Source organism: Enterococcus sp. CSURQ0835, assembly GCF_902706605.1.
In the GTDB taxonomy this organism is placed as follows: domain Bacteria; phylum Bacillota; class Bacilli; order Lactobacillales; family Enterococcaceae; genus Enterococcus_A.
Window position 1 is genome coordinate 1 of record NZ_CACSLH010000002.1, and the last position, 13,590, is coordinate 13,590.

Consider the following 13,590-nt stretch of genomic DNA (forward strand, 5'->3'; position numbering starts at 1 on the left):
TATCGTGGACATTTCCTGGTGTTACGACAAGACTAATAATAAATCCGTGATCTTCACATGCCATATGTGCGGAATAAGCAAATTGCTTTTCCCGCTCACTTTTTACATAATAGCCACTTTCAGGATCAGTCGTACTGACTTTTCGTTCCTTTAATTCTTCTACAAATTGATTTGACCACAACCTTTCAATGCCCCATGTAAAAGGACGTTTTCCTTCTTTTCTACGTTGTTCATTAATTTCATCTTCTAATTCAGTTTGGTAAGCCTTCGCCTCAATGTGAGTTCGCTCTTTATTGAATTTGTGCTTGTTCGCATTCGCTTTAATATGAGTTGAGTCAACATAAATAATATCCTCTGTCACAAATCCAGCTTTAACAGCCTGTTCTAAGATATAAGCAAAAATTTCTTCAAATAAGGTTGTTTCTCGAAAACGACGGGCATAGTTTTTACCGAAGGTAGAAAAATGAGGAATTTTTTCCTGAAAATCATAACCAATAAACCATCGATAGGCGAGATTCGTTTCAACCTCTTTAATGGTTTGACGCATAGATGGAATCCCAAATAAATATTGAATGAACACTAACTTGATCAAGACAACGGGGTCAATACTTGGACGCCCTAAAGTAGAATACGTTGATTCAACAATAGGATAAACAAAATCAAAATCAATAGCAGCATCAATTTTACGGACTAGATGATCTTTAGGAACTAACTCATCTAAAGAAATTTGAACCGTCTGTTTTCGACCATCTAACGGATGTTTTGACATCATCGCTCTCATTCCTTTCAATAGCATTGAATTCGTTTTCAATTCTATTATAAAAGAAAAGACTGTAAACATCATCCAAAAAGGGACTTTGTCTACAGTCTGAGTGGAAGGACCTTTTCAGGCCCTTCCACTTTTTTGACTATTTATTTCAATAATTCTTTCAACGTTGGCATATCGTGGACTTGGTATTTTTCTTTGAAAGCTTGGATCTGTTCAGCGGAGAATTTTTCAGGATCTAATTCTAATGCTTCAACTGGCAATGGTCGTTCGTCTTTGATTTTGACATCAATAACGACTGGCCGTTTGCTAGCTTTAGCAGCAGTAAAAGCAGGTTCCAATTGATCATACTCAGTGATCGTGAAACTATCAGCTCCTAGTGCTTCACCGACTTTGCCAAAATCAGCACCTTCTAGGAAAACACCGAATTTTTGTTGTTCTGTGTCTTCTTGTTCAGCTTCGATAAAACCAAATGCCTCATTAGAAAAGACGACGTTGATCACTGGCAAGTTGTATTTGACTTGCGTGATGATATCTTGCATCATCATGGCAAAACCGCCATCACCGCTTAACGTGAACACTTGCCGTTCTGGATAGCTCAATTGTGCAGCTAGGCCACCAGGAACGCCATAGCCCATCGTAGCGAACCAACCAGATGTCGTGAAGAGTTGCGCGCCATTGAGATCCAAATGGCGGATCGCATTGACGGTCACGTTTCCGACATCGGTGACAAAAATAGCATCTTTTTCAGCGATCCGATTGATTTCTTTAAAGATTGGTTCTGGCCGCAATGGTTTTTCGGCATCATTTTCAAAACTCTTGCGCCAGTTATGCCAATTCTTGATATTTTCTTGATTGGCTGTCAACCAGTCATCTTTTGGACGTGCGGCACCCATTTCTGCTAATTTTTGTAAACTGGCAGCACCATCTCCTAAAATGGAAACGTCTGTTTTATGGCGACGGCCAAATTTAGCAGCATCGATATCAATTTGGATGAATTTAGCAGCTGGGTTGAAGAAGTAATTGGCAAATGGAAAATCACTTCCCGCAAAAACGATCAAATCAGCTTCAGCTAATGCTTCATTTGCTGGTTTAGTTGCTACTCGAGCCGCAAAGCCTAAGAAGTTTTCGTAACTATCTGGAACGATCCCCTTAGCTAAAACAGCTGCGGCAACTGGCATTGAGTAGTGTTCTGCAAATAACTTGACTGCATCAAAGCCATCTCGTAACCCTTGACCGATGTAAAGAACCGGTTTTTGTGCCGCTTCGATCAAAGGAATCGCTGCTGCTAAATCTTTTTCGGCTGGTTGTAAAACGCCAGTCTTGTGTACTTCGGCAGTCGCTTCTTTTTGTTCGGTGATCTCAGCAAAACCAAAATCGACTGGGATCGTAACGACTGCGACACCATTGTGTTTATAGGCGGCTTTAATCGCTTCATCGACGACATGCGGCAAACTTTGTGGGGTCATGACGGTCCGATTGTAAACACTCACATCAGCGAACATCGGATTTTCATTTAACTCTTGGAATGAATTATAGTTCATCGTAGTCGAAGCGACTTGGCCTAACAAGGCAACGACTGGCACGTGATCCATTTGAGCATCGTAAAGTCCATTGATCAAATGGGTTGCACCAGGTCCAGCTGAACCAAAGACTGCACCGATTTTTCCAGTTAATTTCGCATCCGCAGCTGCCGCGATCGCGCCGGCTTCTTCGTGGCGGACTTGGATGTATTTTACCGATTCGCGTTCTTTGTAAAGCGCATCCATCGTCGAGTTGAATGATCCGCCGGGAATCCCGTAAATATGATCGATCCCCCATGCTTCAAATACTTTTACCATTGCAATACCAGCATTAATTGTTGACATCTTCTTATCCACTCACTTTCTTTTTGTAAGTATCTCTGTAACTAGTATAGCTTTTTTTGTTGAAAGTACCAAAGAAAGTGTCTTTTCAAACTTACTAGCAGCAGATATGGTAAAATAAAATTAGAAAATCAGGAGTAGGAGAATGTTATGCAAGCATGGTTATTAACATTGGCACCGTGGCAGCAAGCGTTTGTTGGAACGTTATTTACTTGGGGGATGACAGCTGCGGGAGCCGCAATGGTCTTTTTCTTTAAAAACATCAATCGGAATGTCTTAAATACGATGCTAGGTTTTGCTTCAGGAGTCATGATCGCGGCAAGTTTTTGGTCGTTGCTAGATCCAGCGATCGCAGCAGCAGAGGAAAATGGTTCGATCCCTTGGCTAGTCGTAAGTTTAGGTTTTGGTTTGGGTGGTGTCTTTTTATATTTAGCAGATAAGACGATTCCTCATATGCACTTTGGACCAAACCAAGAAAAAGAAGGGATCCCCAGCCATTTGAAGCGGACGATCTTATTAGTTTTTTCGATTACGTTGCACAATATCCCGGAAGGCTTGGCAGTCGGAGTCGCGTTTGGTGCGGCTAGTGAAGCTGCCAATCCGACAGTCGCCGTGTTAGCAGCAATTTCAGTTGCTTTAGGTATCGGCATCCAAAATTTTCCAGAAGGAGCCGCCGTTGCGATCCCGTTGCGTCAAGAAGGGTTGAGTCGGACGAAATCATTTTTATACGGACAAGCTTCAGGAATCGTGGAACCAATTGCGGCTGTTATCGGCGCGGTTTTAGTTACTAAAGTTGAACCGCTTTTACCGTACGCGTTGGCTTTTGCCGCAGGTGCGATGATCTATGTCGTGGTGGAAGAACTGATCCCCGAAGCACAAGTGACAACAGATAGCCACCATCACTTCGGCGTTTTTGGGACGATGTTAGGGTTTATCATCATGATGATCTTGGACGTGGCCCTTGGGTGATCATGGGAAGTCCGAACTAAAAAACGACGGACCGATTTTTAGGCCCGTCGTTTTTTGTGATTCAATTGTTCGTTAGTCTAATAGCGGCGTTGTCTTTTTTTAGTTAGCCAGTTAACTAGCCAGATCGCAATCAATAGTAGGATCGCGATTTTAAAGATCAGACCGATCAAACCAGTAACAACTGGGATGATTATTTTTAACGCGAGGCTAGCGACTAGAAACAAGCCGATCACCATCAAGATACGGACAACAAATGGATAATCTTTCATTTGGATCCCTTCCTTTGCTTTTTTTATAGTATACCAAGTCTAAAGCTGAGATTCGTCCAACTTAAGATGTATTTCTAGACAAATGACCAATTTTTTTGCTTAAATGAAAGAAAAATAAAGGATCTAGTTAAAGGAGTGTTCCAAATGTCGAAATCACGGATCGAAGCATTCACGGATGCAGTGATTGCCATCGTGATGACCTTACTCGTTTTAGAACTTCACGTGCCAGAAGCGGCAACGTGGAGTGCGTTTAGCGAAGTCGGACATAAGTTTTTGATTTATTTTATCAGTTTTATTTCATTAGCAATCTACTGGAACAATCACCATCATTTGTTCCAAAGTGTCCATAAAGTGGACGGCTTAGTTTTGTGGGCCAACAATTTCTTAGTTTTGATGATGACGCTGTTTCCGTTTGTAACAGCTTGGGTAGGAGATCATCCTCTTGATTGGCCGCCCCAAGCGTTGTACGGCTTGGTGATCTTAGGAACGGATATCGCTTATTACTTGTTAGTGCGCGCTTTGATCCACGCAAATGGCAGTGATTCACGAGTCGCACGTTTGTTCAATCATTATCCGAAATCTTATTTATCGATTGCTTCTGCAGCGATCGCCTTACTAGCGGGCAAATTGATCGCGCCGATCGCTGTTTTGGTGATCAACTTTTTAGTGTTGTTGCTGTGGTTTATCCCTGAAAAAAAAGTCGAAAAAACGATTTGATCCTGCTAGTTACAAGCAGGATTTTTTTTGACTTGCGTTTATGGTAAAGTAAAGGAAAAAGATCAGGTGAAAACATGTTACAAGCGATTATTTTTGATATGGATGGCGTATTAGTTGATTCGGAATACACGTATTTTCAAAGTAAAAGTGCGATTTTAGCGGCGGCTGGTCATCCAGTAACTGAAACGTATCATTATCAATTTATGGGAACGACGGGAGAATACATGTGGCAGCAGATGAAAACCGAATTTGCGTTGCCAGAGTCTGTTGCCCACTATGTCCAGCAAATGAATCAAGCACGCCAAACACTTGTAGCTGAAAATGGCGTCAAGGCAATCGAAGGAGCCCCTGCTTTAGTTAAACGGTTGGCTAAACGTTTTCCACTGGCAGTCGCTTCATCATCGGCTAAGACCGAGATCGAAGAAAACCTAGCGGCGCTTGGTTTGCGCGAGGCATTTAGTGTCGTGTTGAGCAGTGAAGAAGTCCCCCATTCTAAACCTGCACCGGATGTGTATTTAGAAGCGGCTGCTCGACTTCAAGTCAAGCCGGAAAATTGTTTGGGGATTGAGGATACGCAAAATGGAAGTTTAGCCGTTAAGCGCGCGGGGATGGTTTGTTTAGGTTATGCCAATCCCAGTTATCCGACACAAGACCTCAGCAATGCCGATGCTGTACTGACTTCATTTCATGAGGTAGGGGCCGCTGAGATCGAAATGATTTTTAAAGAACAAACTAAATAACACTAAAAAAACGATCACCCATTGAGGAGATGATCGTTTTTTAGTTGCTGAAAAATATTTTCGTTACGCGTCATAATCCGTATCGAGTTCACTTACTTTCAACTTGCCAGCAGCTTCTTGTTCGATTTCTTCTAAGCTCCGCCCACGAGTTTCAGGGACACAGAAGCGAATGAACGCGACACCTAATAAACAAATGATACCAAAGATCGCAAAGACCATTTCTTGTGGCATAGAAGCTGTCATGATCGGAAAGAGCAAACCGACTAAAAAGGAACCGATCCAGTTAAAAGAAGACGCTAGACCAGAAGCGCGTCCTCGAATCGCAAGTGGGAAAATCTCGCCTACTAAAACCCAGGTCAAAGGTGCCCAAGTAAAGGAATAAAAGGCAACATACACACATAAGAAGACGACGATCACCATTGGATGAGTTTTAACAAACGCATTCAAGATCGTAGGTAAGATGAAAGATAAGCCCATCATCGTTCCACCTAGCATCAACAATGTCCGCCGATCGAATTTGTCAGCGATCACTAAGAAAAAGAGTGCTCCGATCACGAGGATGATCCCTTGAATGATAGGCCACATCAATGCTTCACTGGCAGCGTGCCCCGTCGCTTTTTCAACGATTAATGGAATGTAGTAAAAAATAGCGTTCGCTCCTTGGAATTGTTGGAAGGCAGCGACGCCGATCCCAGCAATGACTAAAGGACGGTAGCGACTGTCCAACAAGGTTGACCAAGAAGTCGTTTTCAACGCTTTTTCTTCTCGTTTAGTCGTGGTCAAAATTTGTTCTAATTCACCAGCGACTTCTTCTGGTTTTCGAATGAAACTCAAGACTTGTTTGGCTTCAGCTAAGCGATTTGATTTAGCTAAAAAGCGTGGTGATTCCGGTAAGGCTAAGACGCCGATGAATAAAATCAGCGCTGGTACTGCCGCAAGCGCTAACATCAAACGCCAAGCGATCATATGTGGCAAGCCCTTTAATAAATAATCCATGATGTAAGATAGCAACATTCCAGAAACGATCATGACTTGATTGATCCCGGAAAGTCGCCCCCGCAAGTGAGCCGGTGACATCTCAGACATGTAAGCGGGGACCAGTGCTGAGGCTGCTCCTACAGCTAAACCAAGAAAAGTCCGGACAACAATCAAGTAGATTTGACCATTATTAGGTGACAAACCGGATAAAATCGAACCGATCATAAAAATCAAAGCAGAGATCAAGATCATTTTTCTTCGTCCTAAGCGATCGGATAAAACGCCCGCTAACGCCCCGCCAAAAATCGCACCTAGCATAACAGAAGAAGTGATCCAACCAATGATGGAAGCATCCCCTGTCAAATGCCAATCTCGTTGAAGAAATGGCAAAGCACCCGTCATTACGCCGATATCATAACCAAATAAAATCCCACCAAATGCACCGAAGAAATAAATAAAAGATGACGATATTTTTTTAGTCTGTTTAGTTTTTTCCATGAAACAATCCCCCAAGTGTTGAAATAAGTAAAGAATAAGTTGAGATTGATCGTTGTTTTGTAAGCGGTTTAATCTTACCTCAATTGTACGTACATTACAAGACTTATTTTTTCGTCCGTTTGCTAAAATACGGTTGACATGTACGTACATCTGGTGTACATTTACGTTGTAAGCGCTACTAAATTAGTTTGAAGTTAAGTAGATTGATCGATGTTGTAAAGGAGGGGGCTGCAATTAAATCAGCAGAAGAACAAAAAGCCCAAGCACTATTAGATATTATGGATGGTCGGACAGCTTTAGGGATTGAGTTCGGTTCAACGCGGATCAAGGCAGTTTTGATTGATTCGAGTTATGCACCGATCGCAGCTGGAAGTTACGAATGGGAAAATCAATTAGAAAATGGAATCTGGACCTATTCATTAGAAGATGTTTGGAAAGGATTACGAATCAGTTATCGCAAAATGGCAGCGGAAGTATTTGAAAACTACGGGGAAACGTTAAAGACGATCGGTTCAATCGGATTTAGTGCGATGATGCACGGCTACATGGCCTTTGATCAGGACGACAAATTATTAGTTCCGTTTCGGACGTGGCGTAATTCGATTACGGAAGAAGCCGAAAAGATCTTAACAAAGGAGTTTGCCTACAATATTCCGCAGCGCTGGAGTATCGCACATCTGTATCAAGCGATTTTAAATGATGAACCACATGTTAAAAAAATCAAATTTTTAACGACTCTTGCAGGTTATGTCCACTGGCAAATGACTGGGGAAAAAGTATTAGGTGTAGGCGATGCTTCGGGAATGTTTCCGATCGATCTAGAAACTAAAAATTATAACCAAGCAATGGTGAAAAAATTCAGTCAGTTGATCGCAGATAAAGAGCTCGATCTAGATTTGAATGTGATCTTACCGAAAGTTCTACTAGCAGGAGCAAAAGGCGGGAAGTTGACACAATCTGGTGCTTCGCTATTAGATCCAACCGGTAATTTACAAGCTGGGATTCCTGTTTGTCCACCTGAAGGAGATGCGGGGACCGGAATGGTAGCCACTAACAGCGTAGCACCGCGAACCGGTAACGTTTCAGCCGGCACGTCAGCGTTTGCCATGATCGTGTTGGAAGATGAATTAGCTGAAGTTTATCCAGAGATCGACCAAGTTACGACGCCTGCGGGTGATTTAGTTGGAATGGTCCATACAAATAATTGTTCGTCTGACATCAATGCTTGGATGAAATTATTTGATGAATTCACGAAGAGTTTAGGCTTAGAAATCAGTCAAGACAAATTGTTTTCGATCTTGTTCAATGAAGCGTTGAAAGGTGATCCAGATTGTGGTGGCTTACTATCTTATGGCTATTTCTCAGGCGAAAATATCACAGGAGTCAATGAAGGTCGGCCATTATTTGTCCGTTCACCTGAAAGCAATTTCAACTTAGCGAATTTCATGCGAGTTCATTTAGCCAGTGCATTTGGCGCGATGCGTATCGGAATGGAGATTTTGAAAAAAGAAAATATCACGATCGACAAACTCGTGGGCCACGGTGGGATCTTTAAAACACCGGTAGTTGGTCAAACAATTTTAGCAGCTGCGATGGAAGCACCCGTCACAGTGATGGAAACAGCGGGTGAAGGTGGCGCGTGGGGGATCGCGTTATTAGCAGCGTACATGGAACAGGCAAAAGGGAAAGAGTTAGAACAGTTCCTAGCTGAAACGGTCTTTGGCGCTGATCAAGGTCAGACGATCGAACCGACTGAAGCAGATCTGAAAGGGTATGAAGCATTCATCGAACGGTATCGTCAAGGGATCGAAATTGAAAAAAGTGCGATCGAACATTTAAAAATTTAAAACGGGGGCAATAAAGCATGTTAGAACAATTAAAAGAAGAAGTTTTTGAAGCCAATCTTGAATTACCTAAATATGGTTTGATCAAATACACGTGGGGCAACGTGAGTGCTTTTGATAAAGAAACGGGTTACTTTGTTATTAAGCCAAGTGGTGTCAGCTATGAAAAGATGAAAGCATCTGACATGGTCGTGGTGGATCTAGACAACAACGTGATTGAAGGGGAGCTGAATCCATCTTCTGACACACCGACACATGCTGTCTTATACAAAGCTTTCCCTGAAATCGGTGGTGTCGTCCATACGCATTCCACTTGGGCAGCTTCTTGGGCACAGGCCGGATTGGACGTTCCAGCAATGGGAACCACGCATGCCGATACCTTTTACGGCTCAGTCCCTTGCGCGCGGTATTTGACACAAAAAGAGATCGATGATGGCTATGAACATGAAACAGGAAACGTCATTGTTGAGACTTTTAAAGAGCGTGGTTTGAAACCGTTAGAAGTTCCGGGTGTGTTATTACACGGTCATGGTCCTTTCACTTGGGGCAAAGATGCCAGCAGTGCGGTGATGAACGCAGTCGTCTTAGATGAAGTCTGCAAGATGAATTTTATCACTCGGCAATTGAACAGCTATGCAGAAGAGTTGCCACAACGCGTGTTAGATAAACATTATTTACGGAAACACGGTAAAAATGCGTATTACGGTCAAGGAAATCATTAAAAAATAAATTTTAAGGGAGAATCGCAAATGTTAGAAGTAAGCAAAAAAGAGTTTTGGTTTGTTGTAGGGTCTCAGTATCTTTATGGTGAAGAAGCGTTGGCATCTGTCCGGACAGACGCTGAAAAAATTGTGGAAGGCTTGAACAACAGCGGCAAATTACCTTACCCGATCGTTTTGAAAGAATTAGCCGTTACCGCTGATACGATCACAAAAATCATGAAAGAAATCAACTATCGCGATGAAGTGGCTGGAGTCATCACTTGGATGCATACTTTCTCGCCAGCTAAAATGTGGATTCGCGGGACAAAATTATTACAAAAACCATTGCTACATTTAGCAACCCAATTCAATGAAAGTATTCCTTGGAAAACGATCGACATGGACTTCATGAATCTGAACCAAAGTGCTCATGGCGACCGAGAATATGGATTTATCAACGCGCGTTTGAAAAAACAAAACAAGATCGTAGTTGGTTTTTGGCAAGCTGAAAAAGTCCAAACTCAAATTGCTGACTGGATGGATGTTGCCGTGGCATTTGATGAAAGCTTCAATATCCGGGTTGCGCGTTTTGGTGATAACATGCGAAACGTCGGCGTTACAGAAGGAGACAAAGTTGAAGCTCAGATCCAATTTGGTTGGGTCGTGGATTACTTTGGGATCGGTGATCTAGTTCAAGTGATCGATGCGGTAACCGATGAAGAAGTAGATGCATTATTTGAAGAATATAAAAAATTGTATGACTTTGAGTACGGCGATTACGATCAAAAAACATGGGAAGACCACGTCAAAGTTCAAGCGAGACAAGAAATCGGGATGCGTCGTTTCTTAGAACAAGGTAATTACAATGCGTTTACAACGAACTTTGAAGATTTATACGGAATGCAACAATTACCTGGTCTAGCAGTTCAACGGTTGAATGAGGAAGGCTACGGTTTTGCTGGTGAAGGAGATTGGAAAACAGCGGCGATCGATCGTTTGATGAAAGTCATGGCACGTAACGAGAACACTGGTTTCATGGAAGATTACACGTATGAATTAACAAATGGCCAAGAAGCGATCTTAGAATCACATATGATGGAAGTTGATCCAACGCTTGCTGCCAACAAACCAAAAATCGTCGTTTCACCACTTTCAATGGGTGACCGTGAAGATCCTGCTCGTTTAGTTTTTGATGGTAAAGCAGGTGAAGGTGTCGTCGTTTCAATGGCTGACTTTGGAACGCATTACAAATTATTGATCAATGAAGTCAGCGCATTTGAACCAACAGAAGCTGCACCAAACTTACCAGTTGCACGTGTGATGTGGACACCAAAACCTAACTTTTACGATGGTATCCATGCCTGGATCGAAGCTGGCGGCGGTCATCATACTGTTGTTTCTTTAAATTTGACAGCTGATCAGATCCAAACTTGGGCGAAATTAGTTGATTTAGAAACTGTGCTGATCAACTAATTTATCTGAGTTCCTCCTAACTTGCGGCTAGGTCAGAAGTCGTCTTCTGGCCGGCTGTTTATCCAAAAATCAGGAGTTGGACATGTTAATGTTCCGCTCCTTTTTTCTAGTTTATTTGGAGCAAAAAAAATATTTGAGTAAAATTAACCAAAAAAGTATTTACAGGTGAACGGTTTCACGATATACTACGAAGTAATAAAAGTAAATTTAACTTTAAAAGGAGATTCATTATATGACAGTCGTTGACTTTGATTCAAAAGACTATTTGAAAAAACTTGATGCTTGGTGGCGCGCTGCTGATTATGTTTCAGTTGGCCAATTGTATTTAAAAGATAACCCTTTATTAGATCGTCCGATCGAATCTTCTGACGTAAAAGTTCATCCAATCGGTCACTGGGGCACTATCTCAGGTCAAAACTTTATTTATGCTCATTTACTACGTGCGATTAATAAGTACGATTTGAACATGTTTTATATTTCAGGTCCTGGTCATGGTGGGCAAGTTATGGTTTCAAATGCTTACCTTGATGGAACTTATACTGAAAAATTCCCTAAAATCACACAAGATAAAGAAGGAATGAAAAAGTTATTCAAACAATTCTCATTCCCAGGCGGGATCGCATCGCATGCGGCGCCTGAAACACCAGGTTCGATCCATGAAGGTGGCGAACTTGGCTACGCATTGTCTCACGCAGTCGGTGCCGTTTTAGATAATCCAGATGTGATCGCAGCACCTGTTGTTGGTGATGGCGAAGCAGAAACCGGTCCATTACAAGCTGGCTGGTTATCAAATAATTTTATCAACCCAGTTAATGATGGTGCGATTTTACCGATCCTTTACTTAAATGGCGGAAAGATCTCAAATCCAACTGTCTTTGAACGTAAAAGTGATGAAGATTTACAAAAATACTTTGAAGGTCTTGGCTGGAAACCTTACTTTATCGAAGGAACTGACCCTGAAAAAGTTCATCCAATCATGGCGCAACAAATGGATAAAGCCATTGAAGAAATCAAAGCGATCCAAGCTGAAGCTCGTAAAGGCAAAGCTGAAGCTGCTACGATGCCTCATTGGCCAGTCTTAGTTGTTCGTACACCAAAAGGTTGGGGCGGACCAAAAGAATGGGATGGCGAAAAAATTGAAGGAACTTTCCGAGCTCACCAAGTGCCAATTCCAGTAGATGCTAACCATATGGAACATATCGATGCATTAGTAGATTGGATGAAATCATATCGTCCAGAAGAATTATTTACTGCAGATGGACAGTTAAAACCTGAAATCGCTGACTTTGCACCAAAAGGCGACAAACGGATGTCAGCTAACCCAATCACAAATGGCGGGATTGATCCAAAAGCATTGAACATGCCAGATTGGAAACAACATGCGATCGATACTTCAACTCCAGGTGCCGTTACAGCACAAGATATGATCGTCTTTGGGGAACAAGCGCGTGACTTGATCGTGAAAAACCCAGATAACTTCCGAATCTTTGGACCAGACGAAACGAAATCAAATCGTTTGAACAAAATCTTTGAAGTTACGAATCGTCAATGGTTAGAGCCAAAAGAATCGTCTGATGAATGGCAATCTTCTGTTGGCCGGGTAATTGATGGTCAATTATCAGAACACCAAGCAGAAGGCTTCTTAGAAGGTTATGTCTTAACTGGACGTCATGGCTTCTTTGCAAGTTATGAATCATTCTTACGTGTTGTCGATTCAATGTTGACCCAACACTTCAAATGGTTACGGAAAGCCAAAGAACAATCTTGGCGTAAAAATTATCCTTCATTGAACGTGATCGCAACTTCAACTGTTTTCCAACAAGATCACAATGGTTACACTCACCAAGATCCAGGTGTCTTGACTCATTTAGCTGAGAAGAAACCTGAATTCATTCGTGAATATTTACCAGCTGATGCAAACTCATTGATGGCTGTGATGGATAAGGCTTTACAAGAAGAAGAAGTAATCAATTTGATCGTTTCAAGTAAACACCCTCGTCCACAATTCTACTCAGCTGAAGAAGCTGAAGTATTAGTCAACGATGGTTTGAAAGTGATCGATTGGGCTTCAACAGACAAAGGTCAAGAACCAGATGTTGTTGTAGTGGCTGCTGGGACAGAACCTAACTTAGAAGCATTAGCTGCAGTTTCGATCTTGAACAAACAATATCCAGACATGAAGATCCGGTTTGTCAATGTCGTGGATATCTTGAAATTACGTCACCCTGATGTTGACCCACGTGGTTTATCAGATGAAGAATTCGATACGATCTTTACAAAAGACAAACCAATCGTCTTTGCTTTCCATAGTTTTGAAGGCATGGTTCGTGATATCTTCTTTGATCGTCATAATCATAACGTCCGGATTCATGGTTACCGTGAAAACGGCGATATCACAACACCATTTGATATGCGTGTTCTAAGTGAAATGGATCGCTTCCACTTAGCTCAAGATGCTGCTGAAGCTGTTTACGGCGAAAAAGCTGCTGAATTTATGCAAAAAATGGAAGACACAGTTAATTATCACCATGACTACATCCGTGAAAACGGTGAAGACATTCCAGAAGTCAACAACTGGAAATGGGAAAAATTAAACTAATTGCTTCTCAGCTAGCTTGAGTATAGCGGGTACAATCAATGAACGTTGATTGTACCCGCTATTTGTTTTTTTGACTGACAGTAAGAAATGAAAGCAGATTCGGGTAATTAGCTGCCTAAGTTGAAGTAATTGCCTGGATCCTGCAGTGAATAATGGCTTTATTTATCTGAT

At 42.0% G+C, this 13,590-nt stretch carries 11 protein-coding genes; 7 read left to right on the forward strand and 4 right to left on the reverse strand.

Annotated features, from left to right (window positions below):
- Together GVJ38_RS01370 and spxB are read right to left on the reverse strand one after the other, a co-directional pair.
- Positions 1-772, reverse strand: a 772-nt coding sequence (locus tag GVJ38_RS01370; RefSeq protein ID WP_159721375.1) for a transposase, incomplete at its 3' end; no start/stop codon positions are given.
- Between the two features lie 140 nt (positions 773-912).
- Positions 913-2,634 (reverse strand): pyruvate oxidase, encoded by a 1,722-nt coding sequence (gene spxB, locus GVJ38_RS01375; protein WP_159721376.1) that lies wholly within the window; start codon positions 2,632-2,634, stop codon positions 913-915.
- Between the two features lie 147 nt (positions 2,635-2,781).
- Here spxB and GVJ38_RS01380 point away from each other — a divergent pair, with 147 nt between their 5' ends.
- Entirely contained in the window at positions 2,782-3,600 is an 819-nt protein-coding gene (locus tag GVJ38_RS01380; protein WP_159721377.1) for a ZIP family metal transporter, read from the forward strand.
- A gap of 77 nt (positions 3,601-3,677) precedes the next feature.
- Here GVJ38_RS01380 and GVJ38_RS01385 read toward each other — a convergent pair whose 3' ends face one another.
- Positions 3,678-3,869: a hypothetical protein gene (locus GVJ38_RS01385; RefSeq protein ID WP_159721378.1), complete on the reverse strand. Its 192-nt coding sequence runs from the start codon at positions 3,867-3,869 to the stop codon at positions 3,678-3,680.
- A gap of 144 nt (positions 3,870-4,013) precedes the next feature.
- Here GVJ38_RS01385 and GVJ38_RS01390 point away from each other — a divergent pair, with 144 nt between their 5' ends.
- Positions 4,014-4,586, forward strand: coding sequence for a TMEM175 family protein (locus tag GVJ38_RS01390; protein ID WP_159721379.1), 573 nt, complete (start codon positions 4,014-4,016; stop codon positions 4,584-4,586).
- Positions 4,587-4,660: 74 nt separating this feature from the next.
- Positions 4,661-5,326, forward strand: coding sequence for an HAD family hydrolase (locus GVJ38_RS01395; protein WP_159721380.1), 666 nt, complete (start codon positions 4,661-4,663; stop codon positions 5,324-5,326).
- A 63-nt stretch (positions 5,327-5,389) separates the two neighbouring features.
- On the opposite strand, the gene GVJ38_RS01400 is transcribed toward GVJ38_RS01395, so the two are convergent.
- Positions 5,390-6,802, reverse strand: a complete 1,413-nt coding sequence (locus GVJ38_RS01400) for a sugar porter family MFS transporter (RefSeq protein WP_159721381.1) — start codon at positions 6,800-6,802, stop codon at positions 5,390-5,392.
- A gap of 278 nt (positions 6,803-7,080) precedes the next feature.
- Between GVJ38_RS01400 and GVJ38_RS01405 the strand changes: the two genes are divergently transcribed.
- The 4 genes from GVJ38_RS01405 (at position 7,081) to GVJ38_RS01420 (ending at position 13,419) form a co-directional block, all read left to right on the forward strand.
- Positions 7,081-8,649, forward strand: coding sequence for a xylulokinase (locus GVJ38_RS01405; protein WP_159721517.1), 1,569 nt, complete (start codon positions 7,081-7,083; stop codon positions 8,647-8,649).
- A 17-nt stretch (positions 8,650-8,666) separates the two neighbouring features.
- Positions 8,667-9,368, forward strand: a complete 702-nt coding sequence (locus GVJ38_RS01410) for an L-ribulose-5-phosphate 4-epimerase (protein WP_159721382.1) — start codon at positions 8,667-8,669, stop codon at positions 9,366-9,368.
- 27 nt (positions 9,369-9,395) lie between these two features.
- A complete protein-coding gene (gene araA / locus GVJ38_RS01415; protein WP_159721383.1) occupies positions 9,396-10,820 on the forward strand; it encodes an L-arabinose isomerase in 1,425 nt (474 codons plus the stop codon).
- A 232-nt stretch (positions 10,821-11,052) separates the two neighbouring features.
- Positions 11,053-13,419: a phosphoketolase family protein gene (locus GVJ38_RS01420; RefSeq protein ID WP_159721384.1), complete on the forward strand. Its 2,367-nt coding sequence runs from the start codon at positions 11,053-11,055 to the stop codon at positions 13,417-13,419.
- Positions 13,420-13,590: the final 171 nt, after the last annotated feature.

Bases quoted from the DNA above. Each gene is read 5' to 3' on its own strand.
- spxB (WP_159721376.1), bottom strand. From the start codon at position 2,634: ATGTCAACAATTAATGCTGGTATTGCAATGGTAAAAGTATTTGAAGCA.
- GVJ38_RS01380 (WP_159721377.1), top strand. From the start codon at position 2,782: ATGCAAGCATGGTTATTAACATTGGCACCGTGGCAGCAAGCGTTTGTT.
- GVJ38_RS01385 (WP_159721378.1), bottom strand. From the start codon at position 3,869: ATGAAAGATTATCCATTTGTTGTCCGTATCTTGATGGTGATCGGCTTG.
- GVJ38_RS01390 (WP_159721379.1), top strand. From the start codon at position 4,014: ATGTCGAAATCACGGATCGAAGCATTCACGGATGCAGTGATTGCCATC.
- GVJ38_RS01395 (WP_159721380.1), top strand. From the start codon at position 4,661: ATGTTACAAGCGATTATTTTTGATATGGATGGCGTATTAGTTGATTCG.
- GVJ38_RS01400 (WP_159721381.1), bottom strand. From the start codon at position 6,802: ATGGAAAAAACTAAACAGACTAAAAAAATATCGTCATCTTTTATTTAT.
- GVJ38_RS01405 (WP_159721517.1), top strand. From the start codon at position 7,081: ATGGATGGTCGGACAGCTTTAGGGATTGAGTTCGGTTCAACGCGGATC.
- GVJ38_RS01410 (WP_159721382.1), top strand. From the start codon at position 8,667: ATGTTAGAACAATTAAAAGAAGAAGTTTTTGAAGCCAATCTTGAATTA.
- araA (WP_159721383.1), top strand. From the start codon at position 9,396: ATGTTAGAAGTAAGCAAAAAAGAGTTTTGGTTTGTTGTAGGGTCTCAG.
- GVJ38_RS01420 (WP_159721384.1), top strand. From the start codon at position 11,053: ATGACAGTCGTTGACTTTGATTCAAAAGACTATTTGAAAAAACTTGAT.